Annotated in this window: 28 protein-coding genes; 18 read left to right on the top strand and 10 right to left on the bottom strand. The window is 44.2% G+C overall.

The window, feature by feature from the left end; all coding sequences use genetic code 11:
- The first annotated feature begins 519 nt into the window (after positions 1 to 519).
- The 6 genes from PN836_RS10055 (at position 520) to PN836_RS10030 (ending at position 3,138) form a co-directional block, all read left to right on the top strand.
- Positions 520 to 858, top strand: coding sequence for a DUF6694 family lipoprotein (locus tag PN836_RS10055; protein WP_395345313.1), 339 nt, complete (start codon positions 520 to 522; stop codon positions 856 to 858).
- A gap of 36 nt (positions 859 to 894) precedes the next feature.
- Entirely contained in the window at positions 895 to 1,221 is a 327-nt protein-coding gene (locus tag PN836_RS10050; RefSeq protein ID WP_395345310.1) for a hypothetical protein, read from the top strand.
- A gap of 138 nt (positions 1,222 to 1,359) precedes the next feature.
- Entirely contained in the window at positions 1,360 to 1,713 is a 354-nt protein-coding gene (locus PN836_RS10045) for a lactoylglutathione lyase (RefSeq protein ID WP_395345307.1), read from the top strand.
- 162 nt (positions 1,714 to 1,875) lie between these two features.
- Positions 1,876 to 2,379, top strand: a complete 504-nt coding sequence (locus PN836_RS10040) for a shikimate kinase (RefSeq protein ID WP_395345304.1) — start codon at positions 1,876 to 1,878, stop codon at positions 2,377 to 2,379.
- 26 nt (positions 2,380 to 2,405) lie between these two features.
- Positions 2,406 to 2,768 (top strand): VOC family protein, encoded by a 363-nt coding sequence (locus tag PN836_RS10035; RefSeq protein WP_395345301.1) that lies wholly within the window; start codon positions 2,406 to 2,408, stop codon positions 2,766 to 2,768.
- Between the two features lie 55 nt (positions 2,769 to 2,823).
- Positions 2,824 to 3,138 (top strand): hypothetical protein, encoded by a 315-nt coding sequence (locus PN836_RS10030; protein WP_395345298.1) that lies wholly within the window; start codon positions 2,824 to 2,826, stop codon positions 3,136 to 3,138.
- Here PN836_RS10030 and PN836_RS10025 read toward each other — a convergent pair.
- The 3 genes from PN836_RS10025 to PN836_RS10015 all read right to left on the bottom strand — a co-directional run bounded on the left by PN836_RS10025 (position 3,135) and on the right by PN836_RS10015 (position 6,686).
- Complete coding sequence (locus PN836_RS10025) at positions 3,135 to 4,058, bottom strand: ABC transporter permease (RefSeq protein ID WP_395345295.1); 924 nt, start codon at positions 4,056 to 4,058, stop codon at positions 3,135 to 3,137. The genes PN836_RS10030 and PN836_RS10025 overlap by 4 nt on opposite strands.
- 41 nt (positions 4,059 to 4,099) lie before the next feature.
- Positions 4,100 to 5,593 (bottom strand): sugar ABC transporter ATP-binding protein, encoded by a 1,494-nt coding sequence (locus PN836_RS10020; protein WP_395345292.1) that lies wholly within the window; start codon positions 5,591 to 5,593, stop codon positions 4,100 to 4,102.
- A gap of 112 nt (positions 5,594 to 5,705) precedes the next feature.
- Entirely contained in the window at positions 5,706 to 6,686 is a 981-nt protein-coding gene (locus tag PN836_RS10015; protein ID WP_395345289.1) for a sugar ABC transporter substrate-binding protein, read from the bottom strand.
- Positions 6,687 to 7,284: 598 nt separating this feature from the next.
- On the opposite strand from PN836_RS10015, the gene PN836_RS10010 reads away from it, so the two are divergent.
- The gene (locus PN836_RS10010; RefSeq protein ID WP_395345286.1) at positions 7,285 to 8,364 is read left to right on the top strand and encodes a CNNM domain-containing protein; all 1,080 of its coding nucleotides are present in this window, start codon (positions 7,285 to 7,287) and stop codon (positions 8,362 to 8,364) included.
- A 108-nt stretch (positions 8,365 to 8,472) separates the two neighbouring features.
- Entirely contained in the window at positions 8,473 to 8,958 is a 486-nt protein-coding gene (locus PN836_RS10005; protein WP_395345284.1) for a DoxX family protein, read from the top strand.
- A gap of 85 nt (positions 8,959 to 9,043) precedes the next feature.
- On the opposite strand, the gene PN836_RS10000 is transcribed toward PN836_RS10005, so the two are convergent.
- Positions 9,044 to 9,490 carry a hypothetical protein gene (locus PN836_RS10000; RefSeq protein WP_395345281.1) on the bottom strand — a complete coding sequence of 149 codons (447 nt, stop codon included), beginning with the start codon at positions 9,488 to 9,490 and terminating at the stop codon, positions 9,044 to 9,046.
- Positions 9,491 to 9,775: 285 nt separating this feature from the next.
- On the opposite strand from PN836_RS10000, the gene PN836_RS09995 reads away from it, so the two are divergent.
- The 5 genes from PN836_RS09995 (at position 9,776) to PN836_RS09975 (ending at position 13,195) form a co-directional block, all read left to right on the top strand.
- Entirely contained in the window at positions 9,776 to 10,078 is a 303-nt protein-coding gene (locus PN836_RS09995; RefSeq protein WP_395345278.1) for a hypothetical protein, read from the top strand.
- 168 nt (positions 10,079 to 10,246) lie between these two features.
- Positions 10,247 to 10,642, top strand: a complete 396-nt coding sequence (locus PN836_RS09990; RefSeq protein ID WP_395345275.1) for a hypothetical protein — start codon at positions 10,247 to 10,249, stop codon at positions 10,640 to 10,642.
- Between the two features lie 130 nt (positions 10,643 to 10,772).
- On the top strand, positions 10,773 to 11,708 hold the full coding sequence (locus PN836_RS09985; protein WP_395345273.1) for an ABC transporter ATP-binding protein: 936 nt from the start codon (positions 10,773 to 10,775) through the stop codon (positions 11,706 to 11,708).
- The gene (locus tag PN836_RS09980) at positions 11,708 to 12,478 is read left to right on the top strand and encodes an ABC transporter permease (RefSeq protein WP_395345598.1); all 771 of its coding nucleotides are present in this window, start codon (positions 11,708 to 11,710) and stop codon (positions 12,476 to 12,478) included. The genes PN836_RS09985 and PN836_RS09980 overlap by 1 nt, the downstream gene beginning before the upstream one ends.
- Positions 12,479 to 13,195 (top strand): SAM-dependent methyltransferase, encoded by a 717-nt coding sequence (locus PN836_RS09975; RefSeq protein ID WP_395345271.1) that lies wholly within the window; start codon positions 12,479 to 12,481, stop codon positions 13,193 to 13,195.
- Here the strand turns inward: PN836_RS09975 and PN836_RS09970 are convergent.
- On the bottom strand, positions 13,156 to 13,935 hold the full coding sequence (locus PN836_RS09970; RefSeq protein WP_395345268.1) for an EAL domain-containing protein: 780 nt from the start codon (positions 13,933 to 13,935) through the stop codon (positions 13,156 to 13,158). The genes PN836_RS09975 and PN836_RS09970 overlap by 40 nt on opposite strands.
- Positions 13,936 to 14,116: 181 nt before the next feature.
- Between PN836_RS09970 and panP the strand changes: the two genes are divergently transcribed.
- A complete protein-coding gene (panP, locus tag PN836_RS09965; RefSeq protein ID WP_395345265.1) occupies positions 14,117 to 15,739 on the top strand; it encodes a pyridoxal-dependent aspartate 1-decarboxylase PanP in 1,623 nt (540 codons plus the stop codon).
- Between the two features lie 40 nt (positions 15,740 to 15,779).
- On the opposite strand, the gene glnG is transcribed toward panP, so the two are convergent.
- The 4 genes from glnG to glnA all read right to left on the bottom strand — a co-directional run bounded on the left by glnG (position 15,780) and on the right by glnA (position 20,613).
- Entirely contained in the window at positions 15,780 to 17,186 is a 1,407-nt protein-coding gene (gene glnG / locus PN836_RS09960) for a nitrogen regulation protein NR(I) (protein ID WP_395345262.1), read from the bottom strand.
- On the bottom strand, positions 17,183 to 18,271 hold the full coding sequence (gene glnL / locus PN836_RS09955; protein ID WP_395345259.1) for a nitrogen regulation protein NR(II): 1,089 nt from the start codon (positions 18,269 to 18,271) through the stop codon (positions 17,183 to 17,185). Before glnL ends, glnG begins: the two co-directional genes overlap by 4 nt.
- A 128-nt stretch (positions 18,272 to 18,399) precedes the next feature.
- Positions 18,400 to 18,951 carry a DUF4124 domain-containing protein gene (locus tag PN836_RS09950; protein ID WP_395345256.1) on the bottom strand — a complete coding sequence of 184 codons (552 nt, stop codon included), beginning with the start codon at positions 18,949 to 18,951 and terminating at the stop codon, positions 18,400 to 18,402.
- A 252-nt stretch (positions 18,952 to 19,203) separates the two neighbouring features.
- On the bottom strand, positions 19,204 to 20,613 hold the full coding sequence (gene glnA, locus PN836_RS09945; RefSeq protein ID WP_395345252.1) for a glutamate--ammonia ligase: 1,410 nt from the start codon (positions 20,611 to 20,613) through the stop codon (positions 19,204 to 19,206).
- Positions 20,614 to 21,053: 440 nt separating this feature from the next.
- On the opposite strand from glnA, the gene typA reads away from it, so the two are divergent.
- Complete coding sequence (gene typA, locus PN836_RS09940) at positions 21,054 to 22,889, top strand: translational GTPase TypA (protein ID WP_395345249.1); 1,836 nt, start codon at positions 21,054 to 21,056, stop codon at positions 22,887 to 22,889.
- A gap of 24 nt (positions 22,890 to 22,913) precedes the next feature.
- Here typA and PN836_RS09935 read toward each other — a convergent pair whose 3' ends face one another.
- A complete protein-coding gene (locus PN836_RS09935) occupies positions 22,914 to 23,714 on the bottom strand; it encodes an SDR family NAD(P)-dependent oxidoreductase (RefSeq protein ID WP_415926399.1) in 801 nt (266 codons plus the stop codon).
- A gap of 251 nt (positions 23,715 to 23,965) precedes the next feature.
- Here PN836_RS09935 and PN836_RS09930 point away from each other — a divergent pair, with 251 nt between their 5' ends.
- From PN836_RS09930 to PN836_RS09920, 3 genes are all read left to right on the top strand, one after another.
- Positions 23,966 to 25,090 (top strand): MalY/PatB family protein, encoded by a 1,125-nt coding sequence (locus PN836_RS09930; RefSeq protein WP_395345243.1) that lies wholly within the window; start codon positions 23,966 to 23,968, stop codon positions 25,088 to 25,090.
- A gap of 79 nt (positions 25,091 to 25,169) precedes the next feature.
- A complete protein-coding gene (locus PN836_RS09925; protein ID WP_395345241.1) occupies positions 25,170 to 26,006 on the top strand; it encodes a divergent polysaccharide deacetylase family protein in 837 nt (278 codons plus the stop codon).
- Positions 26,007 to 26,242: 236 nt separating this feature from the next.
- On the top strand, positions 26,243 to 26,602 hold the full coding sequence (locus PN836_RS09920) for a MerC domain-containing protein (RefSeq protein WP_395345595.1): 360 nt from the start codon (positions 26,243 to 26,245) through the stop codon (positions 26,600 to 26,602).
- Positions 26,603 to 26,613 lie beyond the last annotated feature (11 nt).

Here is a 26,613-nt window from a genome sequence, read left to right as displayed (position 1 = left end):
AAGTTGAAGACGGATAAAAACAAGAGCTGTTTTTGCCGCATAAAACGGTGTTGAGGCTGTAGAAAACACCAATCATCAAACAGCGCTTAAAAAGTTGTACAATTTACATACAAAAAATGCGCGAGTGCGCAAATCGTGGATAATAAGTGCACTGCACTTACAAAAAATCGACACAGAGCACGGTCTAATTTTTACGTTTTGTTATTTCTACAGCCTCGTTAGCCGCACTGCATACTTAGGATAAGAACATATGAAAGAGAAAGAGCTACGTTCAATAATTAATAGGTATCGCAATCGAGTGATAGTCTTCTTCATTATCTTTTCTATTGCTATTCTTGGTATTCACATTTATTCAGATAATCACAAGGCAATCTCAATTATGGCCTACTCTAGCGGATTAATTGTTATAGCAATGGCGTTAGTTATGTCATTTTTTGAAAGAGTCATAATTGATGTTTTTAAGACTGCAAATACAAAAAGTTAACGGTTGAGTGTGTGATGCTTCCGTTAAGGATTATTATGAGATCAATAGTTTTAATAGCTCTGTTGTTTAGTTTGATTGCTTGCGCAAGTAATCAAATAGATTTTGTTTTCGATGGCAGCAACGAAGCAACAATAAAAAGAGATATCAACAATACCCTTAACACGCTACCACAACAAAAGCGGATGGAGTTCCTGATGGCTTTACTGGCGATTCAGCTATCAGATATTGATAGCGCACAAGAAATGCTAAGTGATCCGAATATGAGAACTACGAATTACGCCGTTTTAAGTAAAAAGTTAGATGGCTTAACATACTCTCAAATACTCGAACTAGCGTCGACGTCGAAGACGAAAGTAGAAATGTCCTCCAATTGATATCGTAACTATGTCGTATATCAATGACCTCCAATCATGAGAGATATTTTAAGACCTTTGCACCACAAACCCACACAAATTGCTCTGTACGCTGCTCTAGCCGCAGTGTTAATTGGCCTGATAACCTTTTCACTTAGCTGGAATTTTTTTGACTATTGGGGCGGCCCCATTTTTGGCTATAGCGTTTTGCTCTTTCCTGGCAATTTGTCTCTGGTGTATTTTTGGCATCCCATTTTCACGGAAGAAGTGGATTTATTGCCCAAGCTTGCCATGCTTTTAACTGGACAGTTTGTGCTTGTCTATCTGTTTACATTCCTTGTTGTAAAAACTGTGCGACAAGCGAAATCAAAATATGATCTTTAATATTCCTTATTAGTTCTCCCTACTTTTATATTTGTTATTGCATATTACCTGCGATACATGAAAACTAATCAGAACAATGGCATTCTGCGCAGGCTGTATAGGCCATTTGCAAGCAACATATAAAAGCAGGGAGCAGTGATGGACGTAATAGACATTAAGGCATTTGTTCCAAGTCGAGACTACGAGAGATCGTTAGCCTTTTATTCGGAAATTGGGTTTGAGTCAGAATATGTGACGGACGATTTGACTGTATTTCAAAACGGCGAGTGTTTGCTCTTCCTTCAACGGTTTTATCAAGAGGAATTGGCTCGCAATTTTATGCTTCAAATTTGTGTGTCTGATATTGATGAAGCATTCGCGTTATGTTCACGGTCTAAACACAAGACAAAAATCTCAGAGATTCAATCTGAAACATGGGGCAAAGTGTTTTATTTGTGGGGCCCAAGTGATGAGTTACTGCATGTCACTCAACTTCGCCAGCATCAGGGCTAAACAAAACACTCTTCTTGCTAATTTATGCCATATTCTGTTCGTTATTTCTGGTCGGCTTCGCTATAGTAGATTTTAGTCTTTCAAAGGGAAGTGCATTGTAATGGAGCTTAGCATGGTTATTTTTGCCTTGGTAATGTTGGGCTTCTTCAATTCAAGTTCAGCATGAGTACACAAAACAAACGAATATTAGTGTTCGGTAATTCGGGCTCTGGCAAATCTACCTTGGCTAAACAACTTGCCTCAAAACACGCACTAGCGCATATGGATTTAGATACCATTGCTTGGCTACCAGGCGAACCGCCCACGCGCCAAAGTATTGGTGACTCACACAACGCAATTTCAGAGTTTACCCTAGCTCATGACGACTGGGTGATTGAGGGTTGTTATGCCGATTTGCTGTCTCTGTTGCTTGATAAGGCCAATGAGCTAATATTTATGAATTTGCCAGTGGAGCAGTGTATTGAAAATGCAATACGCCGCCCATGGGAGCCACACAAATACGCCTCTAAACAGGCGCAAGATGCAAATTTAGAGATGCTGTGCGATTGGATAGCGCAATACCCTAATAGAGATGATGTGCTCTCGCTCAACGCCCATAAACGCTTATATAATGAATTTGAAGGCAAAAAACATGTGCTTACCTTCAACGACGCATATTCTGACTAGCAAATACTCAGTAAGGAAAAGTCTACATGGACCAAACGGGAAAGATTAACTACATCGAAATGCCTTCCACTAACTTAGCAGTCACCAAAAGCTTTTTTGCAGAGGCATTTGCTTGGAAATTTGTCGATTATGGTGAAGAGTATGTCGCGCTTCAAGATGCGGGAATTGACGGTGGCTTTTACTTGTTTGATAAGCCCGCTCTTGCTGAAAATGGCAGCGTACTAGTTGTTTTATATAGCGACTTGTTGGAACAAACGCGTGATAAAGTGAAATCTTGCGGCGCCAAAATATCGCAAGATATCTTCTCTTTCCCGGGTGGACGTCGCTTTCATTTTATTGATCCCACGGGTAATGAGTTTGCCGTGTGGTCTGATAAAGAAGGTGCTTGATGAATCAATCGTGTCATAAACAAGAAAACAAATAGAGGTATTTGTAGATTACGCTATGAATCTAGCACTAGTTAATCGTGTTATTGTAATTATCCTTATCATTGGAAGCTTAGTTGCTTCTGGCATCTTTGTTGATTCAGCACGAAAAGAAGTATTGTATCTGTGCGGCAATTTTTCCGAAGGTGTGGCGAAAGCCTCGGTTATTCGCCAGCTTAATACGGGTGACTTGTTAGACTACGAGGAGTTTGAAGTAGACACAGGCTCTAAGATTCATGTGAGCTCATTGTTTACCCTCAATATTGTTACATGCAATATCGAATTTGATAAAAACGACCTAGTAATTCAAAGCACGCGTTCACACGAGCCTTAGTGCTTGGCGCGCCACTTATCGAGCAACACTGCCATCACAATCACTGCGCCGGTGATAATGCGTTTAGCGGGTTCAGACATCCCCATTTGTGCCAGCCCACTGTCGAGAACTGCGATAATTAGCACGCCTATGAATGTACCTAGCACCGTGCCGCGTCCACCCATCAAGCTTGTGCCACCAATCACCGCTGCAGCGATGGCCGATAACTCCAGACCAATTCCTGCGTTAGGATCGCTTGAGCCTAAATAGCTTAAATTAGCAAGACCGGCTAAGCCTGCGAGCGAGGCTGATATCACAAATACAACTAACACGCGAGGGTCAGGCGTTATTCCGCTCATTAAAGCCGCCTTCTTGTTAGAGCCAATAGCGATTAATTGCCTGCCAAATACGGTGTAATTCAACATACCGTGAGCCACTATCACAACAGCGAATGCCAATAGCATCATTATCGATATACCTATGCCATCAATGGGATCTGTTAATCCCTGCACACTTGCACCCACATACATCGTTTGCGAGTCGGATATGACATAGGCTAAGCCTCTTGCTGCCTCCAGTACGCCTAGTGTGACAATAAACGACGGGAGTTTTAAATAAGACGACAAATACCCGCTGGCTGCACCTACGATGCACACTAAACTTAACCCACAGAAAATAGCGAGGGTAAACGATAAACCAGATTGAACAATCAGAATTCCGATAACAGCGCTACAAAGCGCCATTAAAGAGCCGACTGATAAATCAATTCCTCCCACTATCAACACTAGCGTCATGCCAACCGCTACAAATGTTAGCGCTGGTAATTGACTTAATATTGTTGAGAGTGTGATAAGCGAGAAGAAATTGTTAGTTTGCAAAGAGAAAAACAGCACTAAAAGTACTAGCACAATGATTAAAAAATAGTTTTTTACAAACTGCATATTAGTTGTCCGTCATCCATTGAGCTGCGTACATCATCTTTTCAAGCGAGCTCTGCGTTTTTGTGGTCGCTGAATGCAAGATTCAGTACATTTGCATTGCTGAACTGGGAGGGCATTAGCTCCCCTACAATGCGTTTTGAAGCCATTACAATAATGCGATCGCTCAATTTAAATAGTTCTTCTATTTCGCTTGAGGCCACTATACAGCTTGCCCCCTCTTCTTTTAGCGATTTCAATTTATCGTAGATAAGTGCTTTGGTATTCACGTCAACACCGCGGGTGGGCTCATCTAAGAGAAAGACGTTCGTTTGTGCAAAGAGCAATCGAGCCAATAAGATTTTTTGTTGATTGCCACCGCTTAGCTCTTCAATTGACTGTGACAGTGCATCATATTTAACTGACAGTGAATCAAAAAGCGCATTAGCGAGTCCGTTAATTTTAGACTGCGATAAATAAAATCCTTTAGTCGCGCGCTTGAGCTTTGCAATGCTCGCATTGAAGTCCAAAGATTGTTCTCCAAATATCCCCAATGCTTTTCGATCCTCAGACAACATACCGATGTTCAGCGATACCGCATGAGTACTGTTTCTTATTTTTATGCCCTTGCCCGGCTCCATAGCAACTGTTTTCAGTGTTCGATAGACGCCGCCGCTCAGGCATGGCGTGATTCCAAACAGTGCTTCTAGTAATTCTGTTCGTCCAGCGCCGGCAAGGCCTGCAACGCCAAGAATCTCCCCTTGCTTAAGCTCAATGTTTATCGCAAAGGGGAGGTTGGTAGTTGTGCATGAATCTGCGCGTAACACAACGGGTGGTTTTTCCAGCGTGGTGGTTTGTATTCGTTCACGTTTTGGATTTTGAAGAATCCCCTTAGACATCCACTTTATTAATTGCTTAACGCTGCAGTCTTTAGCACGGGCCGTTTGCACTAATGCTCCGTCCGTTAGCACAGCGACGGTGTCGCAATGGCTGAGCACATCTTCAAGGCGGTGGCTCACGTAAAGAATACTCATACCACCTTCAGCAAGACGATGCATGTGTGTATGCAAAATATCGCTTTGCTGTTGGCTGAGTGCGGCGGTTGGCTCGTCGAGAATAAGCAACTTCGCGCCTTCACTTAAGGCTTTGCAAAGCTCTAAAAGCTGCTTTTGTGCTAACGACAAACGCTCTACTTTTTCATAGGTATCACAATTGTGAAGACCGAAGTCGTCTAAGAGTTGACGGGCTTTGGCGTGCATAAGTTCGCGGTCTATGAGGCTGGCCGATTGCGGCAGTTTGCGCAAAAAGATATTTTCTGCAAGATTTAGATTTTCAATTAAACTGAGCTCTTGCAGGGCAACGGATACGCCGTTTTCCATAGCATCTGTCACATTCTTGGGCGTATAGGCAATGTTGTCGATAAGCAATACGCCGTCATCTTTTGGTAAAAGACCGCACAGAAGATTAATGAGTGTGGATTTCCCAGCACCATTTTCCCCTACTAACGCGCATATTTCACCCGGTGCAATTTTTAAATCGACACCCCTTAAAACTGGCACGTTAAAGGCCTTATGGAGATTTTCTATGGTGAGGCGAGGTTGATTGTGCTTTATCAAACCTTATCCTTAACAACGCTAGTTGAACTTGCCGGAATTAACACGGATAACTAACTTAAAGCTCTTTTGTTATCAATTCCAATGGCGTTTCAGTAAGGTCGTCAAGTGGCTCTCCCGCAAGTGCACTGAGCGCCTTTTCTATACCAAAAACTGCCAATTGACCGCCAAACTGATCTACAGTGGCTAACACGTCGCCGCTGGCAATATGCGGTGCTATTGCCTTTATATTATCAAAGCCAACAATAATGGGAGCTTGGCTCAAATTAGCCCGTTTAACAGCAGCAAGCGCACCAAGTGCCATGTTGTCATTAGCCGCAAAAATGGCTTTTGTATCGGGGTGTTGTATCAGTAAGGATGATGTGACCTGTGCAGCCTTCGTCTGTTCCCAGTCAGCACTTTGCAGGGCAACTACTTCAAGGCCCTTTTCGTTAATGGCGCGCATAAAGCCGTCCCGACGCTGGGTGGAGTTAACGGCTGATGGAATGCCTTCTAGTACAATAACCGCATCACCGCTTTGAAGTTGCTCGCTTGCTAGTTGGCCTGCCATATATGCGCCTTTCTCATTGTCAGGCCCAACAAAGGGAACAGTAACGCCAAAATCAGTCAGTGCGCTTTCGTCTAGCTTGTTATCTATATTCACAACTACTAGACCGGCTTTGAGTGCGCGCACTACGGCTGGAATAACGGCCTTAGAATCTGCGGGTGCCAGTACGATTGCATCCATGCCTGAAGCGATCATCTGGTCGATTAAGGCAACCTGCTGCGCCAGGTCGCTTTCGTTTTTTGTACCATTAACCAACAGTGAGTACTGGGCTTGGTTTTCATTCTGATGGGCTTTTGCTTGTTCAGACATATTGACAAAGAACTCATTCGCCAGTGATTTCATGACCAAACCTACTTTTGGTACATCATTGTCTGGTGCATCTGATGCGCTTGTGCTTCTGTCTGCGTCTGAGCACGCACTTAAAGCAAAAATAGTGAGGCAATACAAAACGAGAGTAAGAGTGTGTTTTAGGTGGCTAGCTGTATATTTCATTTTGCGCCTTTTTGTCCGTTTTAATATGGTGGTAACAACACTGTATACCGTCCCTATCGTTACTTAAACGCTAACAAATAATACCTTAAGGTGAAATTACTAAATTAAGTTCAAGCTTATATAAATTTATGGCGCTGCCAGCTGACTGAAATTAGTTTGAACTTGACGCAAACTCTTGCGTCAGAATTTTTAGGCGCTAAATTGAGCGCCCCTTTGTCCTTACTCGCACCGGCAACAACATGTCCGCTAACGCGGCCGAATAATAAAAATAAAGGTAGTCACGTGCAAATGTCTCAAATTTTGTTTCGCCTCTTTTTTGCGATTTTGGCGATCACTTACACGGTCGTTTTATTGGATTTCATTGATCCCAGTTATTTCAGTTTCAATTTCAACATAAGCGCTGACGTGCTAATCATGACCTTGGTAGCAAGCGTCATACTTTATTTTTATATGAGGCGGCCAAAGCTTTGAGCCCAATTGCATACACATGCTACACTTAAGCTTATTACGCTGGTGTTGCGCAAGAACATGATTGCTTGACCGCAAAAAAACACAAGCGTTAACGCTATCGCCACCCATATAACGAGAGTCGCGCTTAATGATACTGCTGTTAATTTACGTGTTTATTGCCTTGGGCTTCTCGTTCTTGTGTTCCATTGCAGAAGCGGTCATCTTAAGTGTTTCTCAGGCCTACATATCCTTGCTAGAAAAAGAGGGCAGGCCATCTGGAAAGCTTCTTTCAAGCCTTACCACCGATATTAATAAGCCGCTTGCGGCAATCCTGACCTTAAACACTATTGCTCATACCATGGGCGCTGCAGGGGCTGGGGCGCAAGCCGCTAAAGTATTCGGCGATGCTTACTTAGGTCTTATATCTGCGGTGTTAACGCTGTTGATATTGGTGTTTTCTGAAATTATTCCAAAAACCCTTGGTGCGACCTTTTGGCGACCGCTCGCTCCGGTAACCGCCTACTTTTTAAAGTATCTCATTATTGCGCTTTACCCTTTTGTAAAGATGTCGCAAAAGTTGACCAGCGGCTTCACTGAAGACAGCCCGCTAAAAGGATTAAGCAGAAGCGAATTGCTGGCTATGGCAGAGCTATCAGGTAAAGAAGGGCAGCTTGCGCAGCAAGAGGCGAATTTCTTACAAAATCTTTTAAGTTTACACGAGCTTAAAATTAAGGATGCGATGACACATCGCACGGTAGTTTTCTCATTACCGGATCATACTAAGGTGTCAGACTTTGTGTCTGAGCACCAAAATAATCCGTTTTCACGTATTCCTGTTTACGAAAACGATCATAGTGAACAAATCACAGGCTATGTCATGCGCACCGATATTTTAATTGCTGCCGCAAATGGTGAGGGTGACAAACCGCTTTCAGATTACGTTAAGTCGATGGTCACGCTGTTGGGGGATATGCCTCTTGCTGCTACATTTGACCACTTCGTCAATTCAAGGGTTCACGTTTTACTTGTGGTAGATGAATATGGCGGTCTTGAGGGAATACTGACTTTGGAAGATTTGTTAGAAAGCCTGCTTGGCGTAGAGATTGTCGATGAGCAAGACACCACCGTGAGTATGAAGCAATTGGCCAAAGTTATGTGGCGACGCCGCGAAAAACGCATAGTGAGCGAATATAACGATCAAAACACTGGCAATAGTTCTAAAAAATAGAAAGAAAAGCGCAATTTTTTGACATTTTCATTCCCAATTTTGAATGTATAGTGTGTTCATCGCTTAGCAATAAGCATTTACAAACACCCGATGAATGAGGATACGAAAATGAACACATTACTAACTTTAGCATTTAACAAAAACACGTCTATCGCTCCGCTTGCACTGCGATTAGTTGCTGGGATTATTTTTACCGCATACGGCTCACAAAAACTGTTCGCTTGGTTTGGAGGTTATGGGCTTGAGGGAACGGGACAGTTTATGTCTTCTCTTGGATTAGAGCCCGGCTACTTAATGGCATTGATGGCTGGAAGCGCAGAATTCTTTGGCGGTTTGTTATTAATTGCAGGCTTACTCACGCGTCCAACCGCATTGGTGCTCGCTATTACTATGCTGGTAGCCATTGTCACAGTGCATTTGCCAAATGGTTTGTTTATGGCTAATAACGGTTATGCATTTGCACTATCGTTAATGGCTATGTCGCTTTCTTTGTTTGTGTCAGGCGCGGGAAAATTCGCTGTAGACTCTGTTATCGCAAAAGCGCTTGCCTCAAAAACCACTACTAGCCACGCTCGCGCGAATGCCTCGGCATAGATGCATGTATTGATAAAATAGGATGGTTAAATGTAAAGGCGATTGCTCATTTTGCAGTCGCCTTTTTGCTTATGCACACATTATCTTAGTCTAGGTCAGACAGAATGTATTCCCAAGTATCCATGTGTTGCTGAAACTTCTCTTTAAGTGCCTTAGTGACTTCATCAACTTCTCGCAGGTCTGCGGGAATTTCTGAGAGTATACGCCAGTGATTTAGCGCGCTGCTGGCTGCTGCACATAACTGTGCGTAATTTGCATGGGCCTGATTTTTGAGCTTAAGTTTGGCGTCGGTTTCTTCGCACAAGGCTTCAAGGTGAGATTCACTCAAAGGCGCTAGATTTTTCGTGACTTGATAATCGCGCAACAGCTGTTGATAATCGCTGTTGTCAGGCTCAATATCATAGCCCGTTTCTTCAACTTGTTGTTGAACCGCCCTCGCATAGCCCATCGTTTCAAATGTGCTTAAATGAAGCTGCTGAAAAAGTTGCTCCCTTGCTTGTAGGCGCGGGTCAACAAATTTATTGTTGGGCATAGCTTTCGTCTTTACTCGCTAAGTTGGTGCTTTTTGATGCTTCTAATGCATCATTATATTCGAAATGCATCATATCAATATTGCGCTTTATCCCAAGTATATCCTAGGCATTCGCTTAGGTCGAAGTGGTAATAATTCGCTACGATACTAAAGTCTTATAACGCGCCACACAAATTCTATCTATCTTTAGCGCTTTTCTGAGCGCTGCCTAATACGTAAACCCCTTACAGTAACTTTTAAATGCTGAGCCCTAGCAACAGGACGCCCATAAGAACACCCATACGCTTGACCTATTTATCTATCCTCAAACAAGCGCTGCTTGCCTCCACTTTACTTGGTTTCTCGTTGGCTGTGTCAGCTTCCCCACTGGCAGATAGTAGCGAGAACATGCCGCTAAGTTTGACAAGTTCTTTGTTCGGATATGCTGCGTTAGCGATTTTCGTTATCGCGTATATTTTTGTCATTCTGGAGGAGAAAATTCACTTAAGTAAATCCAAACCAGTCTTATTGGCTGCGGGCTTAATTTGGAATCTAATTGCAATTGCCTATCAGTATAGCTCTAACATAAATGCACAGGCGAACTTGTAACTGTTGTAAACGCGTCTAAACTGGATGATATGTTTTTTCACCAGTTGTTAAGCTATCAAACATCTAGATGTCATTAGTATTATTGATGTAGAGGCTTCTGGCTTCGGCGCACAAAGCTATCCAATTGAGATTGGTGTAGTGCTTCCTAATGGTGCAAAGTTCTGCCGTTTGATTAAACCTCTTCCGCATTGGACTCACTGGGATGCCCAAGCACAATCTATCCACGGCATTAGCCCTGAGATCCTGGCCACGCATGGCGACGACCCAGTAGAGGTTTGCGTTGCTTTAAACGAATTCGCCAACGGTCAAACGCTTTATTCAGATGCCTGGGTTGTAGATTATACTTGGGTGATAAAGCTCTTTTCAGAATGCAAAGTGCATATGGCCTTTAAATTGTCCTCTATCGAGATGGTGATGACAGAGTCTCAATTTGCCATCTGGGACGATGCTAAAACAAAAGTCATTAGCGAATGTGGGCTTGTGCGACACAGAGCTAGCTCAGATGCATTTGTTATTCAGAAAACCTATCAGCAAACCTGCTCACTTATGCAACATAGCCAATAGTTATATGCCTGCAAGCGCGCAGAATGCTACACTATTATTCTTTGCATTGACATAAACGCGCGACCGTCCTCAATTATTCGAACAAAGCGCACTAAATTTCAAAAAACACATCAATTTTACAGAGATATTAATGAAAGCACTCGACATATCTGGGCTTGAGAAAACCTATGCCGGTGGTGTTCAAGCACTAAAAGGCATTGACTTAGAGGTTGGTCAAGGTGACTTTTTTGCGCTGTTAGGGCCAAACGGAGCAGGTAAATCCACCACAATCGGTATTATTTGTTCATTGGTTAACAAAAGCGCTGGGTCGGTAAAGGTATTTGGTTTTGATTCTGTGGCTCAGGAAGTAGATGCCAAAACTTGCATCGGCTTGGTGCCCCAAGAGTTTAACTTCAACCAGTTCGAAACATTACAACAAATTGTGGTCAATCAAGCTGGCTATTACGGCGTTCCAAGAAAGCTTGCCAAGCAGCGTGCCGAAAAATATTTGAAACAGTTAGATTTATGGGAGAAGCGCAATTCTTCGGCACGGGAACTCTCAGGCGGAATGAAAAGACGCTTGATGATTGCGCGAGCGCTGATGCATGAGCCAAAAATGCTGATCTTAGATGAGCCTACAGCTGGGGTTGATATCGAAGTACGCCGTTCCATGTGGAAGTTCCTCAAAGAGATAAACGAACAGGGGATAACCATCATTCTTACCACGCACTATTTGGAAGAAGCGGAAATGCTTTGTCGCAATATCGCGATCATTGACAAAGGTATCATCGTTGAAAACACCAGCATGAAGGCCTTACTCGCTACTTTAAATGTAGAGACCTTTGTTTTTGACCTTGCAAGCGGTGCTGCTTCAGTCAACATTCCCGAGTTTGAAACTAGAGCTACCGATGATCAAACACTGGAAGTTGACGTGCCCAAAGAAGTTGGTCTAAACGCAGTCTTTGAATACTTATCTGAACAAAATATGAAAGTAATGAGCATGCGTAACAAAGCGAACCGCTTGGAAGAGCTCTTCGTCCGATTAGTTGAATCTGGCAAAGCTAAACCAGAGGAGCTAAGCGCATGATGACCTCACGCAACTTTGTTGCTTTAAAAACCATTTGGATCAAAGAGTGCACACGCTTTTTGCGGATTTGGGTGCAAACGCTTGTGCCTCCAGCCATTACGATGTCTTTGTACTTTGTCATTTTCGGTAGCTTAATTGGAAAACGAATTGGCGATATGGGCGGCTTTACCTACATGGAGTTTATCGTGCCAGGCCTTATCATGATGTCGATCATTACCAGCTCTTACGCAAATGTATCGTCATCGTTTTTTAGTGCCAAGTTTCAGCGTAACATTGAAGAGCTCTTGGTGGCGCCAGTGCCAACTTGGGTGGTGATACTAGGCTTTGTTGGTGGCGGTGTTGCCAGGGCGATGCTGATTGGTGTGATTGTCATAAGCGTGTCGACTTTCTTCGTGGATTTACAAATCCATAATTTCTTGGTGATTGTCATCACGCTTATTTTGACATCCACCTTGTTTGCGACTGCGGGTTTAATTAATGGCATATATGCCAAATCGTTTGACGACATAAGCGTTATACCCACCTTTGTGCTGACTCCGCTAACGTATCTCGGAGGCGTTTTCTATTCGTTGACCTTATTGCCTGAGTTTTGGCAAATCGTCAGCAAAGCCAACCCCATTGTGTATATGGTAAATGGTTTCAGATTTGGCTTTTTAGGGGTGTCTGACGTCAATTACATGATGTCATTAGCGCTGCTAATTGGGTTTAATTTTGCGCTGTTTTTAGTAGCTTATCGCTTACTTAAAAAAGGTGTCGGGACGCGAAGCTAGGTGACACAGCAGGCCCGAGAAATTCAAAGCAATCAAGTTGCGCCTCATGATAATTTAGAGGCGCTGGTCAACAAGCATAAACACACTGCCTTTCAACGTCCTATAGCAGAGCATACGAAAGCTGCCTTTGAGCAAATGCTCGCATTCTTATCCACCTGGGACTCAGACGTAGTTATTGATGCATGCTGTGGCGTCGGACAAAGTACGCTTAAATTATGTGAAAAACATCCAAAAGCAAAAATTATTGGCATTGATAAGTCATTATCGCGTATCGAAAAACACAACCACTATCAATCTACCCATGCGTCAACTGCGCAAAGGTTTGATCAATACCTTATTGTACAAGCGGATTTAAATGACTTTTGGCGTTTATTGAGCACCTACCTACACGGCAATAAAAAGACGCTGCAATGGCGTATCACAAAGCAGTATTTGCTCTATCCAAACCCCTATCCTAAAAAATCACAAGTGGGTAAGCGCTGGCATGCGAGCCCGGTATTCCCCAACATGCTTGAGTGTTGTTCAAACATAGAGCTGCGTTCAAACTGGAAAGTATTTGTAGAAGAGTTTGTAATTGCCATGGGCATTTACGCACTCACGATGACCTGTGAGCAGATTTTACTCAACAGTCCAAATGATGCAATCACACCTTTTGAGCGCAAGTATGCGCTTTCTGGTCAGGCGCTGTGGATAGGCACGACTTTGGATGAGGGTTGAGACAAGAAGTATCCTTGGCCAAATTCTATGCCAGCGGCTTTAACGGCGTTTAGGGTTCTCTCATCCTCTATGTGTTCAGCAATTAGGCCGCATTGATGTGCATTACAATGCGCTTGAAGTGCACGGATGACTTGTGAGTAGCTCTGTGAATGACTGCCCTTTTCGTGCTCGGCGCTTTCGTCTAGTTCGCAATGATTGAACACTTCTGCTTTCACCTTGATTGCATGAACACCGCTTGCGACTAATGCATATAACTCGGTTGCAAATTTGTTTATATCTCGCGCCTGGATATCGTCAACGGTAACGTGCATATTAGGGTTGTCTTTACACATGTTTGCCACGCTCACAAGATCATGCTTTATCGAGTCAAAATGCAGCTCTATGCCGCAGAGTTTATTTGAGCTTTCTTTGCACATGTGTGTAATTGTGTTGAGCAGCTTCTTGTCTGATAAATCATTATCAAATAGGTTGACTGACCAGCTAATTTGACGTGGACCGCAGTAGGCTCTAGACATTTCCAAGATGCGAGAGGTCATATTCGCGGTGTCTTCGTGGTACTCAACGATATACAAAAACTCATTTGGCATGTAAATGTTTTGCTGCGCATCCAGCAATCTTGCAAGGCATTCGTATCGCACCACTGTGTTTTTCATTAGCGAGTAGATAGGCTGATAGTAGGGTACGACGTGCTCAACGAGATCTTGAGCGTGAAACTGAGGTGGCGAGTGCTGTGCTTGCACAATGTATCCTGATTAAATTTTGGTCTATATCTTGTTATCAGCCAAAATCTCAATGTCTTTAATTTTATTGGTAATTTTTTGCAAAAGCGCTGGCCATTGCAGGTATATCTGCGGTGGTAGTTTGGCAAACACCCCGGTTCTGGGGTAAAGTGCAAAGCTATTATTTATTTGGACTCAACTCTTGGCAAAAGCAGACGTAAGCTTAGCGCACTTGTTTCGGGTGTTCACCAAGCCTGAGCATGATGATTCTACGCTCGCAAAAATTGAAAGACACTTATCTGATAACGTGTCTGATTTTCTGTCACAGCATGTCGTCACTAAAAAGACGTCGCTTGAAGACATCGAGCAGGATTTTTCCAGCGCAAGCGTTCCAGACTCTCCCGAGTTTGTTTCAACGCATGCAGAAGACTTACTTGATAAGCTTGTTGCGCATTCGGTCAACACTTACTCGCCTACTTTTATCGGGCACATGACATCGGCTTTGCCCTATTTTCATTTGCCTCTTTCAAAGCTCATGGTGGGCTTGAATCAAAATCTAGTCAAAATTGAAACTTCAAAGGCCTTCACGCCGCTAGAGCGTCAAACCCTCGGTATGCTTCATAACCTTATCTACGAACAAGACGATGAGTTTTATGAGCGCTATTTACATAGCGCCAGTCACGCGCTCGGTGCATTTTGTTCAGGGGGAACAATTGCAAATATTACCGCGCTGTGGGTAGCACGAAACCTGCTATTGGGCGCAGATGGTGAGTTCTCAGGGGTTAGTAAAGCCGGCCTGGTAGCCGCTTACAGGCATTACAATATCGACAATCTTGGCATTATGAGCTCACGCCGTGGACATTATTCGTTAGGAAAAACTGTTGACGTGCTGGGAATTGGCCGAGACAACATGCTCAGTATAGATAGTCCGAAACAAGTACTCACGCCTGAGCAGGCACTTGCCAAAGGCAAAGAGTATCAGGCTCAGGGCAATAAATTATTAGCCATCATCGGTATTGCAGGCACAACCGAGACAGGGCATGTCGACCCACTTAGTGAGTTAGCGGATGTTGCTAAAGAGCTTGGCTGCTGGTTTCACGTTGACGCAGCTTGGGGGGGCGCAACGCTTTTCTCATCTACATATCGTCATAAGCTTGCAGGTATTGAAAAGGCTGACTCGGTTACCATTGACGCCCACAAACAAATGTATGTGCCGATGGGCGCGGGCATGACGATTTTTAAAGACCCAACAGCAAGCAGTGCAGTGCGTCATCATGCACAGTACATTTTGCGCGAGGGCTCTAAAGATTTAGGTGCTACGACCTTGGAAGGCTCTCGAAACGGAATGGCGATGATGGTGTATTCGTCTTTTCATATATTAGGTAGGCGCGGCTATGAACTGTTGATTGACCGCTCTATTGAGCAAGCGCAAAGCTTTGCGGCAATGATTGACGAACACGATAGTTTTGAACTGATGACATCGCCGATGCTCTCATTGTTAACCTATCGACTTAGGCCAAAGGTTTTGCAAGATTTAGCCTCTCTAGATTCGAGAGTTCAACATGCTATTAATCAGCAGTTAGACGAGCTAACGGTGTCTATTCAAAAGCAGCAGCGAGAGGCGGGCAAGTCGTTTGTATCCAGAACTCGCATCGAAATTGAACAATACAAAAATAAACCCGTTACTGTTTTTAGAGTGGTACTGGCTAATCCACTTACCAGCGAAGACGACCTTAAAGCGATATTAAAAGAGCAACTTGAGCTGGCAACAAGCCACGATATTTGGCAGCGTTTATCAAGCGATAGCTACGCCAAAACCGCCTGATTTCCAGCTTCAGTAGCTTCTTAGCCGTAGTTCAGGTGCATTAATCAACCTTTAACTCTTTCAACTTACGTGTAAGGGTGTTTCGTCCCCAGCCCAAACGTTTCGCAGCTTCTTGTTTGTGCCCGTGAGTATGTTTTAGGGCGCAATCAAGCAGTATGCGTTCAAAATCCATTAATGCGCTGTCTAGAATACCATTTTTACCCGCCACTAGTTGCTTGTCAGCCCAGTGCGAAAGCAACACCGTCCAATCATCTTGTTTACTCGCTTCCTCCACCTCTGCGTTTGTGGTTGAAAGCTCAGGTGGTAGATCGTTGGGCAGTATTTCCTGTCCGCTTGCCATCACAGTTAGCCATCGGCAAGTATTTTCAAGCTGTCGGACATTGCCGGGCCAAGTAAGCTCCTCAAGGCGCATTGAGGCGTCTTTTGACAGTGTTTTCATCTCCACACCAAGTTCTTGAGAGGCTTTTGCCAGAAAGTGTTTGGCCAACAATGGAATATCTTCCCGCCGCTCATTGAGCGAGGGAATGTGAATACGAATAACATTCAAACGATGATACAAATCTTCTCGGAATTTGCCTTGTGCGACACGCTGTTCCAAATTTTGGTGAGTCGCTGCAATAATTCGCACATCCACACTCACGCTCTGGTGGCCGCCAACACGATAAAACTGTCCGTCGGCCAATACTCTTAACAGTCGCGTTTGCACTTCTAGAGGCATATCGCCAATTTCATCTAAGAATAAGGTTCCGCCGTTAGCTTGCTCAAAACGACCCTGACGAGCGTTTTGTGCGCCTGTAAACGCGCCTTTTTCATGTCCAAACAGTTCAGACTCGACTAAATCACTTGGAATAGCCGCCATGTTTAAAGCAACAAAGGTTTCTTTCGCTCTAGGACTGTGTTTATGAAGCGCCTGAGCCACAAGCTCTTTACCTGTACCAGATTGTCCGTTAATGAGCACGCTGATAGAGGAGCGAGACAGCCTTCCGATTGCCCTGAACACTTCTTGCATGGCAGGCGCTTCGCCAATAATTTCCTTACTGACATTTGCTTCATCAGATTGTTTAGACGCCGTAGTTTCTTTTGCGTGCTCCAAGGCTCTTTTAATTAGCTCAATGGCTTCGTCGATATCAAAAGGTTTGGGCAAATACTCAAACGCACCGCCTTGATAGGCATTCACTGCACTGTCTAAGTCTGAGTGTGCGGTCATAATGATAAACGGCAATTCAGGATAGTGGTGTTGAACCTCTTCGAGTAAGGTCATACCGTCCATTTGCGGCATTCTTACGTCAGACATAATCACTTGCGGTGATTTGCCTGACTGAATTTGCAAAAGCAAATCTTCAGGATTATCAAAGCTCATGCAGCCAATTTGCGCGGCTTTAAGCGCTTTTTCTAATACCCATCTTATAGAGCTGTCGTCATCGACAATCCATACTGGTTCAATCATGTGTTACTGTCCTTAGTGATTAAGGGTAAATGGAGGGTAAATTCGGTATATCCGGGGTAGCTTTCAACATCAATTTTCCCATCATGATGGTCTGCAAGCGTTTGCGCGATAGATAAGCCCAAACCAGAGCCGGTGCGTTTACTTGTGACCATGGGGTAGAACAAGGTGTCTTTGATAGCATCGGGAATGCCCGGACCGTTATCAATAATGCTAACCATCGCGCACAGATTGTGCCGCTTACCTTTGATTGTGCATTGACGTTCAACACGCGTTCTGAAACCGATAATTGGCTGAGCCACTTTCGCATTTTTGAGCGCCTGATTCGCATTTCTGGCAATGTTCAATAGTGCCTGCTGGAGCATGTCAGGGTCGGCATAGATATCAGGGATGGAAGGATCGTAATCACGCTCTACATCAATGTTGTACGTGGTGTCTGCAACGATGACCGAGCGGACTTTTTCTATGATTTGATGCAAATTACACAATCGCTTTTGAGGTAAGGAATTGGGTCCTAAAAGCCTGTCAACCAAAGCTCGCAGCCTGTCCGCTTGGTCGATAATCATTTGCGTAAACTCATTGTGGGCAGGATCTGTCAATTCTTTTCCTAAAAGCTGTGCGGCGCCGCGAATGCCTCCGAGTGGGTTTTTGATTTCGTGAGCAAGGCCTCGGATAAGCTCTTTTGCAGCCATCTGCTGCGCATGCTGCTGAGTTTCTTGGGATATCTTACGTTGCTTGTCAATGGCAAGTATTTCAATGAGCAAGTGTTTGCGGCTTTCGTAGTCCAATAAGGTGACGTGCAAGTCCACAGTGACGGCGCGACCATCCTTAAAAAACAGCTGTAACTCAGATTCGCTAAATTCTTCGGCATTTTCAAGCGCGAGAATAAAGCGATTCTTATCTAAACTATTTGGCAGGAAGAAGTCATCTAACGGGCGCTCCTTCGCTTGTGTTAAACCGGTCTCAAGTAGGCCGAGCGCTGCATCGTTGATGTAACACACTTGCATATCAGCATCTACAACGATAAGCGCTGTTTTCATACTGTCGTTGAGATCGATAATATCGATTTGATTGTCTTGAGGAGACATGGTTCAGAGCCTTCGCACAATATTGGTGCATTGCATCATTCTACAGCATGCGAGTGAAAAGACTATGCAGACTTTTATTCTCTATAATAGGCTATTCGTTTTAGCTAAGTAATTGAAAAAATTATAGATTAATTTACTGATGGTCTTATCAATATGGACGCTTGATGCAAATACAGCGTTCTTTGCTCCGACGATGCAATAAGCTTGCCCGAGTTATCGATGAAGGATACCTTATATTTGTGCTCTCCTCGGTTTATGTCAGTCAACGAAAAAACGCCTGAAGTAGACCGATATTCAGTGCCTGCAAAGGTGAGTCTGTAAGTACCATTGGCAGAGGGTGTAATCTTAGCCGAGATACTTACATTACCGCTGTTATCTCGAATCGTTGCTTCTGGCTCAGGGCTCGTAATAAGTAACTGATATTTGATAGCAGGCTCGTTTTGCGGTGCACTTGTAGAGGCTTGCGGTACGGCGACAAGCGCTTGCACATTTGCGGTATTGCCCGATAGTTCTACTTCAGTTGCGCCATTGGCAGGTTTGTCTGAGAAAGTAATTGAACCATCCGCATTGACAATTTTATAGATCTTATCGTTAGCTAGGGCATAAGTGTCAACGCTAAGGCAAATCAGTGTCGCCACGAAATAAGCGCTTAGCGTAATTAAACCTGAAACAATGCGCATTGATAAACTCCTGGCCAACATTCATGTAGGCCTTATCTGAAAACAAAGGCTGTAAGCGCCGTTATGAAGCGGGTACTAATATACTATAAAATCAAATAGGTCACGAGCGCTGTGCCCGGTACTAGTCTGCAACGACAGGCTCTAAATCCGCTTTAGTGTATTATCGGCAGGAATCAAAAATCAGCAATACCAATCAGGAGCAATAAAAAAGCCCGCAGTAATGCGGGCTTAAGATTTTAGTGCGCGTTTGCTCTAGACGCTGTAGTACATATCGAACTCAACTGGGTGAGTTGTCATGTTCAATGTTTCCACTTCAGCAGATTTTAGCTCAATATAAGCATCAATCATCTCGTCGCTCATTACGCCGCCAGCAGTCAAGAATTCACGATCTGCATCGAGTGCTGCAAGCGCTTGGTCAAGTGAGCTCGCCACCTGAGGAATGCTAGCTGCTTCTTCTGCTGGAAGATCGTACAAGTCTTTATCCATAGAATCGCCAGGATGGATCTTGTTTTTGATTCCATCGATTCCTGCCATTAGCATCGCAGCAAAGGCTAAGTATGGATTAGCCGTTGGGTCAGGGAAGCGGACTTCGATTCGGCGAGCCTTATCGCTGGTGACGTAAGGAATACGAATTGAGGCGCTGCGGTTACGAGCAGAGTATGCAAGCATCACCGGCGCTTCGAATCCTGGTACTAAGCGCTTGTAGCTGTTTGTAGAAGCATTCGCAAAGGCATTGATTGCGCGTGCGTGCTTGATAATTCCGCCAATATAGAACAATGCTTCTTCAGAAAGACCCGCATATTTGTCGCCAGCAAAGATATTGGTACCGTCTTTACTAATTGATTGGTGACAGTGCATGCCTGAGCCGTTATCGCCTACAAGTGGTTTAGGCATAAACGTGGCTGATTTGCCATATGCATGAGCAACGTTGTGGATAACATACTTATAAATTTGGATTTCATCGGCTTTTTTGACCAATGAGTTGAACAAACAAGCAATTTCGTTTTGGCCTGAAGTCGCTACTTCGTGGTGATGCGCTTCAACGGTTAGACCCATCTCTTCCATGACCATACACATTGCAGCGCGCATATCATGTGCAGAGTCCACAGGTGGAACAGGGAAGTAGCCGCCTTTAACGCCTGGACGGTGAGCCATGTTGCCGCCCTCATAGTCGGAACCTGAGTTCCACTTAGCTTCTTCAGAGTCGATTGAATAGAAAGAACCTGACATGTCAGTATGGAACTTAACGTCGTCAAATAAGAAAAACTCTGGCTCTGGTCCAAATAGGACCGTGTCGCCGATACCCGTTGACTTTAAGTAGTCTTCAGCGCGTTTTGCTACTGAGCGTGGGTCGCGTGAATATCCTTGCATGGTAGAAGGTTCTAAAATGTCACAACGGATATTGATTTGAGTTTCTTCGGCGAAAGGGTCAAGCACGGCGGTTTCTGCATCGGGCATGAGTACCATGTCTGACTCATTGATGCCTTTCCAGCCGGCGATTGAAGAACCATCAAACATCTTACCTTCTTCGAAAAAGTCTTCATCTACCTGGTGGGAAGGAATAGACACGTGTTGCTCTTTTCCTTTCGTATCTGTGAAGCGTAAATCGATAAATTTCGCTTCGCTTTCCTTTATTAATTCTAGTGCCGACTCAATTGACATATAGTCCTCCAAAAAAAGTCTGTTGTGTGTATTACGATGATGGGTGTTTACAATAGCGGTATTCAGTCAGTACTGATTCAGTCACGATTCATAATAATGACGATGTTGTTTTACTATTTCCACTGAGGTCACTATAAGCCATATTCATGCCATCTGCCATCTAAATCTAAGTGTATGAAATCTATCGTTTAAACGATGTGAGATATTGTAAATATAGCCTTCAGACGCACCAAAAAAAAGCATTGATCGGCGCATTGAACTATTTTGGTGCAATGCGGTTTTTCGCTTTCCTATCATGGCCTTAGCGGTAGCATCAAATAAATTAGCACCCAGACCAATAAAACTGTACAATCCGCCCCCAATTTTGTCGCCTCCTGTGTTTTACATAAAAATATGTAGATGTACATCAGTCGGATGCGTTTTTGTTTTGAGAGTAAATAATGCCTTCTTCCATCGCTAATTTAAGAAATATCGCCATCATAGCCCACGTAGACCATGGAAAAACCACTTTGGTCGACAAATTGCTCCAGCAATCTGGCACGCTCACCAGCCGCGGTGACGCAGAAGAGCGAGTAATGGACTCAAACGATATTGAGAAAGAGCGTGGCATTACGATATTGGCAAAAAACACCGCTATCAACTGGAATGACTACCGAATCAACATTGTAGATACACCAGGGCATGCTGATTTCGGCGGAGAAGTAGAGCGCGTGATGTCCATGGCCGACTCAGTGTTGTTGCTAGTTGATGCGCAAGAGGGGCCAATGCCACAAACGCGCTTTGTCACTCAAAAAGCATTCGCTCAAGGTTTAAAGCCAATTGTTGTAATCAATAAAATCGACAAACCTGGCGCTCGTCCTGATTGGGTTATGGACCAGGTTTTCGACCTGTTCGATAATCTTGGCGCCACCGACGACCAGCTGGACTTCCAAGTTGTGTACGCATCAGCCTTAAACGGTTGGGCATCGAACGATGCTGATGTCGCTTCTGACGACATGACGCCATTGTTCAAAACCATCGTTGAGCAAGTTGCTGCGCCAGATGCAGACCCCGACGGTGCATTCCAAATGCAAATTTCTCAGCTTGACTACAACAGTTATGTTGGCGTAATTGGTGTGGGGCGTATTAAGCGCGGAACCGTGAAAGTTAACCAGCAGGTAACGGTTGCAATGGCGAACGGTGACAAGCGCAACGGAAAAATTGGTAAAGTCTTGGGTTATTTAGGGCTTGAGCGCCACGACGTAGATTCAGCTTCAGCAGGAGATATTGTTGCTATTACCGGCTTAGGCGAGTTGAAAATTTCTGACACTGTATGCGACGTGAATGCGGTTGAAGCGCTTCCTCCGTTATCGGTTGATGAGCCCACTGTAACTATGACATTTCAAGTCAACACCTCACCCTTTTCAGGCAAAGAAGGTAAGTTTGTTACCTCACGAAACATTTTAGAGCGCTTGCAAAATGAGCTTATCCACAACGTGGCACTTCGCGTTGAAGAAACCGAGGATCCTGATAAATTCAGAGTATCGGGCCGCGGTGAATTGCACCTTGGTATCTTAATCGAAAACATGCGTCGTGAAGGGTACGAGCTGGCCGTATCGCGCCCAGAAGTTATTTTAAAAGAAGAAGACGGTCAGCTACTTGAGCCCTTCGAAACACTTACCATTGATTGTGAAGAAGAGCATCAGGGCTCTTTGATGGAGCAGTTAGGTTTACGTAAAGCAGAGCTCACTAATATGTCGCCTGACGGCCGTGGTCGCATTCGTATGGACTTTATGATCCCAAGTCGCGGGCTAATTGGGTTTCAGACTGAGTTTATGACGCTCACATCAGGCTCTGGTTTGCTGTACCACACCTTTGATCACTATGGTCCGCATAAAGGTGGCAACATTGGCCAGCGAAAAAATGGTGTTCTTATTGCCAACGCTGCTGGTAAAGCGCTAACAAACGCCCTCTTTAATTTACAAGAACGTGGTCGTTTGTTTATCGGTCATGGTGTAGAAGTCTATGAAGGTATGGTGATTGGTATCCACAGCCGCGACAATGATTTAACGGTAAATGCGCTCAAAGGCAAGCAGTTAACGAATGTACGTGCGTCAGGGACAGACGAAGCGCAAACGCTTGTGCCGCCAGTCAAAATGTCGCTTGAGCAAGCACTAGAGTTTATCGATGATGACGAACTCGTAGAAGTAACGCCTCAAAGTATTCGCTTACGCAAAAAGTTATTGACCGAAAACGAACGTAAACGTGCATCGAGAAGCAAAGCAAAAGAAGCATAAAGACGTAAATTGAGCATGCCTATTTTAGGCATGCTTACCAACTAATTTCTGGCCAATAGCGCGGATTAATGCGCTTGGCAAAAAGCGTTCTGAATAATAAATGAACTTCGCTCGCGTGCCCGGAATAACGAGTGCCTTTCGTTTGGCAAGCCCGGCTATAATTTGTGCAACCGCCTCCTCAGTCTTCAAGGTGCCTGCCATATCTTTTAATGCTTTAGTGGCTGGATGAATCTTAAGCGCTTCTTTTTCCACCATCGGTGTGTCAACCGATGGGGGGCAAATTAAACTCACATCGATACCAAGTTGTCTTAACTCAAGTTGCAGCGATTTTGCCATGCCGACCACGGCAAATTTTGATGCGCTGTACGCTGAGTAACCAAACACGCCTGTTAAACCTGCCATTGAAGCAATAAGGCCGATTTGCCCTCTGGTAGTAAGATGAGGAATTACGGCAGACACGATATTTCGCGTCCCCATAATATTGACCTGCAGAATTTGCTCAAATTCGCTGTGAGAGATATGCGTAAACGGTTTAGAGATCAATATGCCCGCGCAATGAACGCATAAATCAAGCACACCAAATTTTCGCACTGCAAAATCAATTTGTTGTTTTAAGGTAGTGGGTTCACAAATGTCGACCTGCAAAAACTGGATTTTCTGCTGCATGCTGGCACGTGCGCGCAGCGCCTCTTGAAATGCATTATCCGATTGAACGTCAAGCAACAGAAGGCTGCAACCGTTTGCAATGTATTGTAAGGCAAGTTCTTTACCTAAGCCGCTGGCATAGCCTGTTATCAAAATGGATTTTGAAATATCACCCTCCAAAAAATAAAGACGAGTGGCTGTAGCGCCAGATTAAAGTGCAAGTATCATGGCTTACGTCATTCTGGATCTGTCGCTCTGCACTCGCACAAAACACCCAATGGTTATATGGTAAACCAAAATTGTATTTCATGCGGCGTTTTATACACCATATCAGTGCTTTACTTTGCTACTATGATTACTAAAGATCAACAGCCCCTAGTAACGCATGAAAATTTGCCAATAACACATTGAATACGGATACCTAACGCGCCATGAATTTCGATGCTCAACCTGACCGTTCATCAACCTATGCATACAAGTGGGAGAAGTATAAGGGCACGGATGTGCTACCTTGCTGGATTGCAGACACCGAGTTTCGTTGTGCTGAGCCAATTTTAGCGGCCCTGCACGAAAGGGTTGATCATGGCTTACTAGGATATACTCTGCCAAAACACCATAAGGGTGCAGAAGAAGCGGTTATCAGATGGTGTAAAAAACAGTATTGCTGGGACATTGATCGCGCATGGCTGGTGTGGACGCCTGGCGTGGTTCCCGCGTTTAATATGGCAAGTCAGGCTTTTTCAAAAGAAGGTGAGGGTATAATCGTACAAAGCCCAAACTATCCACCTCTGCTTGGCGCACCCAAGATTAACAATAGAAGGCAGCTGCAAGTACCAACGGTTTTAGAGGGTGGCAGATGGACAATTGACTTTGATAGTCTAGAACAACAGGCTGCTCGTTCGGACGTTTCCTTATTTATTTTGTGTAATCCAATGAATCCTGCAGGCAGCGTTCTGAGCACCGATGAGCTTGATAAAGTCGCATACATTTGCACTAAATATAATGTGGTGCTTTGCAGTGATGAAATTCACTGTGACTTGATATTAAATGGTCAAGCGCACTTGCCGGCGGGTAAACACAGTAAACTGCGTGAATCATCAATTACGCTAATGGCAGCGAGCAAAACCTTCAATGTGGCTGGATTAGGTACCTCATTTGCAATCATTCCTAATGCTAGCGTAAGAGCTAAATTTATCCGAGCTGGTGCAGGGATTGTGCCCTGGGTCACTGTTGCCGGGCTTGCTGCAACACAAGCAGCGTTTACCCAGTGTGATCATTGGTACGAAGCGCAACTAGATTATCTGCGCGCCAATCGTGACTACTTAGTGCGTGAAATCAATAAAATTGAGGGTTTGTCTTGTACTTCCCCCGATGCCACTTTTCTTTTGTGGGTAGATGCCAGTGCATTGCAGGTAAAAGACACTCAAAAGTGGTGTGAAGACAGACGAGTCGGGCCCTCGCCCGGCAGAGACTTTGGTGAACCAGATTTCTTTCGAATTAACTACGGTTGTGCTCGAGCTTACCTTGAAGAAATTGTAAAGCGCTTGTCCTCCTGACACCTAAACCGGTGGTCAAAATGCAGATAGGTGCATTTTTTGCTAGTTATTGCTAATCTTTGGACATAACAACAAAAATATGACACTAGTGATTGCGCTAAAACAATTGATTACTAAGCCTTTATTGGGGGTTTTGACTTATACGTGTTGCGCGCTATCAGCGTCGTATGCGCTTGAGCAAGCGAGCGTCAGTAAATCTCAGATCAGCATCATCATTGATGACGTGGGCGCCAAAGCGTCTGACGCGCGCGCGTTTAGACTGCCCAGTTCAGTGACATTTTCTATCCTCCCCAATACGGAATATTCCACTGATTATTCGTTTAAAGCGGCTCTGCAAAACCGCGAAGTGATGCTGCATATGCCCATGGAATCCCTTCAGCCAAAAGCATTAGGTGAGGGACCTTTGCTATCTGGTATGTATCCACAAGAGCTTAAAACTTCTTTGTTAATGGCGTTAAAAACGGTTCCACATGCAGTGGGTGTTAATAATCATATGGGCAGCAAGCTGACGCAAATGACCTTGCCCATGCGAACGGTAATGGAAACCTTGGCACAAAATAATCTGTTTTTTGTAGATAGCCGCACAACTCGCTTTACTAAAGCGGGACTAATTGCTGACGAGTTTGGTGTGAATGCTGCAACAAGACAAGTCTTTCTCGATCATGAACGAAATTCGGCATTTATTGAGGAGCAATTCGACGCACTTATACGTGCAGCCAGAAAAAACGGAAAGGCCATTGGCATTGGTCATCCCTATCAAGAAACTCTGAATTTTCTCGAGCATATGTTGCCTAAGCTTCCCCCTGATATAGAAGTCATAACGGTAAGTGAGTACTTACAAGAAACCAACAAGTTTCGCATTAATCCAATGCTGGTTCAAAACTTACCTCTGCACACTGTACACACCGATGAGTAAATCTTAATACAGTACTTCCACACCTTTAATAATTAATGTTATACTGTTTCATTATTTACGAAAGCACCTCTGCCAATAGGGTGTTTTGTTTAATTTGAAATATAGAAAACTGCGATTCGGGAGCAAAGATCTTGCAAATCAAAACCGTGACAAGCAAAAATGCTGAATTGAGTGTCGAATTAAGCGACTCTGCGCCAGACTATTCTGCTGGCGAGAGCAAACGCTTAAATAATCGCGTGCTCGATAAGCTTGGCGTTTGGATATCGGCTACCTGCGCACTGCATTGTATGCTTCTGCCTCTGCTACTACCGGTTCTTCCCTTGCTTGCGTCCACCTTCGTTGCGCAGGAGTGGTTTGAGCTTGGCATTCTTACCATCTCTATTGTTATTGGTTTTGCGGCCTTGTTTATTGGGTTTAAGCAATATCACCGACAAATTTACCCGATGTATTCATTGGCCTTGGGCGGGTTAATTTATTGGAATAAACACATGTTCGGCGAGGAGTTTGAGCCACTGACTATTGCAGTGGGTGCCGCGTTCATTATTGCTGCTCATTTGATCAACCTGCGCTTATGTCGAAAGTGTAAAGACTGCTAAAAGCGAAGGCC

The sequence above is a fragment of the Ningiella algicola genome (assembly GCF_028401415.2).
Classification (GTDB): domain Bacteria; phylum Pseudomonadota; class Gammaproteobacteria; order Enterobacterales; family Alteromonadaceae; genus Glaciecola.
This window is presented reverse-complemented; position numbering and strand designations above follow the sequence as displayed.